The sequence below is a fragment of the Methylibium sp. genome (genome assembly GCF_013817365.1).
GTDB lineage: Bacteria > Pseudomonadota > Gammaproteobacteria > Burkholderiales > Burkholderiaceae_C > Methylibium.
Window position 1 is genome coordinate 1 of the sequence record NZ_JACDCU010000502.1, and the last position, 2,716, is coordinate 2,716.

The window sequence follows — 2,716 nt, forward strand, 5'->3', positions numbered from 1 at the left end:
GCGGTGGACAGGTCGAGCGCGAAGCCCCGCACGTGCGCGCCGGGTTGGCCGGCCTTGATGCTCTCGACGGCCTCGTCGACGCGCCGCTGCGTGCGGCCGTTGACGATGACCTGCGCGCCTTCGAGAGCCAGGGCGCGGGCCGTGGCGAGACCGATGCCGGCGGTGGAGCCGGTGACGAGGGCGCGCTTGGAGGTGAGGCCGAGGTCCATGGGGGTCCAGAGAAGTGGATGAAGGATCCGCTTTGTAGCCCTGTCGGCGGTCACTCCGGCAGCGCGGTTTCAATGACCGTTGAAGCGAACGGGGTTCAGGTCGCGACGCGCACTGCGGCCCGTCGGCATCACGGCGTTTCGGTAGATGCTGCGCCGCGCATGGCGACGCGCCGCCCCGCTAACCTGTCGCCGACATCGATCGCGAAGGCCAGCAGCGGCGGCAGGAAAACCAGCGTGACCAGCGCCGCGCCGACCAGTCCGGCCAGCACGATGGCCCCCACGCCGCGGTAGAGCTCGCTGCCCTCGCCCGGCAGCAGCACGAGCGGCAGCAGACCGCAGATCGTCGTCAGCGTGGTCATTGCGATGGGCCGCAGCCGCGAGGCCACGGCCTGCTGCACCGCCTCGCTTGCCGGCAGACCCGGGTTCTCGGCGCGCAGCGCGCGCGCCTGATCGACCAGGACGATCGGGTTGTTGACCACCGTGCCGAGCAGGATGGCTACCAGCACGAGATAGACGCGGGTTGTTGTTGCAGCACCGAGGACACCTCGACCGCTCGCCTCCACTGCAAGGCCGCGCGGCCGGCGCTGAGTCACGCTCTTTCGTGGCCCGATAACATCCTCCGCCACGCCGCCCACGCGCCCGCCCCGGCGCACGACACTCATGCGCTATCAGAACCTCGGCAAGAGCCCGCTCAAAGTTTCCACCCTGTGCCTGGGCAGCATGATGTTCGCCGACCAGACCGAACTCGACGAGGCGCGCAGCATCGTCTCGCATGCCGGCGAGCACGGCGTCAACTTCATCGACACGGCCGACGTGTACTCGCGCGGCCGCTCGGAAGCCATGGTCGGCGACCTGCTGCGCGGCAAGCGCAGCGACTGGGTGCTGGCCACCAAGGTCGGCAACAAGATGTCCGACCGGCCGAATGAATCGCACTATTCGCGCACCTGGTTGCAGCGGGCCTGCGAAGCCAGCCTGCAGCGACTGGGCACCGACTTCATCGACATCTATTACCTGCACCGCGACTACAACGGCATGGACCTGCAAGAGCCGCTGCGGGGCATCGACGCGCTGCTGCGGGCGGGCAAGATCCGCTACTGGGGCGTCTCGAACTTTCGCGGCTGGCGCATCGCGGAACTGGCCCATTTGGCGCGCGAGATGAACATGCCCGGCCCGGTCGTGTGCCAGCCGTACTACAACCTGCTCAACCGGCAGCCGGAGGTCGAGGTGCTACCCGCCTGTGTACATCACCGCATCGGCGTGGTGCCCTACAGCCCGATCGCGCGCGGGGTGCTGTCCGGCAAGTACTCGCCCGGAGGCACGCCCGCCGCGGGCACGCGGGCCGGGCGGGGCGACAAGCGAATGATGGAAGCGGAGTTCCGCGAGGAGTCGCTGGTGATTGCGCAGGCCTTGAAGACCTACTGCGAGAAGAAGGGCGTGGCACTGGCTCACTTCGCCACCGCCTGGGTGCTGGCGAACAAGGCGGTCAGCGCAGTGATCGCCGGGCCGCGCACCCTGGCGCAGTGGGCCGATTACTTCCCTGCGCTCGAGTACTCGGTCACCGCCGAGGACGAGGCCTTCGTCGATTCGCTCGTGAGCCCGGGGCATCCGTCCACGCCGGGTTACACCGATCCGCAGTACCCGCTGAACGGCCGCTGACCGCCGGCGGCGGCGAATGCCGGACGAGCTCGATACAGCCGGTACCGAAAACCGGCTTGACATGCGCCCTGCCTTACACTGATGTAAGGAAAACAAGGGAGCAACGATGACCACCGCCACCGTCACGAGCAAGGGCCAAGTCACCATCCCGGTCGATGTCCGTCAGGCGCTCAACGTCGAGGTCGGGGACCGGGTCGAGTTCGTCGAGATCGAGCCCGGCCGCTTCGAGATGATTGCCGCCACGCGCTCGGTTCGAGAGCTGCGGGGCATGTTCGGCAAGCCGGGCAAACGGGTCTCGATCGAGGAAATGAACCAGACCATCGCGGCACGCGGAGCGGCCGCGCGATGATCGGTCTGGACACCAACGTCCTCGTGCGCTACGTCATGCAGGACGATCCGCGGCAATCTCCCAAGGCCACGCGGCTGGTGGAATCGCTGTCGAGCGAATCACCCGGTTTCGTGCCCCAGGTCTCGATCGTGGAGTTCGTGGGGGTGCTGTCCTCGAGCTATGGACTCACGCGCGATCAGGTCGCCTCGGCCCTGGAGTTGCTGCTGCGCAGCAAGGAGCTTGTCGTGGATCGTGCAGATCAGGTGGTGAAGGCGCTGCGCGTCTTCAAAGCCGGTTCCGCAGACTTCGCCGACTGTCTCATCGAGCGCGTCGCGCACGCGGCCGGCTGCAGTGCCACGATGACTTTCGATGTAGGCGCTGCCAAGACCGCCGGGATGAAATTGATTCCGCAGGGCGGCACGGCGCAGGCGGAATGTCAGCCCGGCGTGAATGACCGAACGCGTCGTCGGCCCTGGGCGGCAAACGCCGCTGGCAGGCATTCCAAATGCTCCTGAATGCCTTG

General features: G+C 67.4%; 4 protein-coding genes and 1 pseudogene. 3 read left to right on the forward strand and 2 right to left on the reverse strand.

All coding sequences use genetic code 11. From position 1 onward, the window contains the following. Both H0W38_RS20450 and H0W38_RS20455 read right to left on the reverse strand, forming a co-directional pair. Positions 1-209: SDR family NAD(P)-dependent oxidoreductase (locus tag H0W38_RS20450; RefSeq protein WP_292457645.1), on the reverse strand; the 209-nt coding region annotated here is incomplete at its 3' end. Between the two features lie 128 nt (positions 210-337). Further along, on the reverse strand, positions 338-871 hold the full coding sequence (locus H0W38_RS20455; protein WP_292457648.1) for an efflux RND transporter permease subunit: 534 nt from the start codon (positions 869-871) through the stop codon (positions 338-340). Between H0W38_RS20455 and H0W38_RS20460 the strand changes: the two genes are divergently transcribed. The 3 genes and pseudogenes from H0W38_RS20460 to H0W38_RS20470 form a co-directional block, all read left to right on the forward strand. Then, positions 870-1,865, forward strand: coding sequence for an aldo/keto reductase (locus tag H0W38_RS20460; RefSeq protein WP_292457650.1), 996 nt, complete (start codon positions 870-872; stop codon positions 1,863-1,865). The two genes, H0W38_RS20455 and H0W38_RS20460, sit on opposite strands and share 2 nt — an antisense overlap. Before the next feature lie 106 nt (positions 1,866-1,971). Beyond that, positions 1,972-2,214: an AbrB/MazE/SpoVT family DNA-binding domain-containing protein gene (locus H0W38_RS20465; protein WP_292457653.1), complete on the forward strand. Its 243-nt coding sequence runs from the start codon at positions 1,972-1,974 to the stop codon at positions 2,212-2,214. Beyond that, positions 2,211-2,600, forward strand: a pseudogene (locus H0W38_RS20470) (PIN domain-containing protein); the annotation flags it as partial. The gene H0W38_RS20465 and the pseudogene H0W38_RS20470, both read left to right, overlap by 4 nt. Between the last annotated feature and the right edge of the window lie 116 nt (positions 2,601-2,716).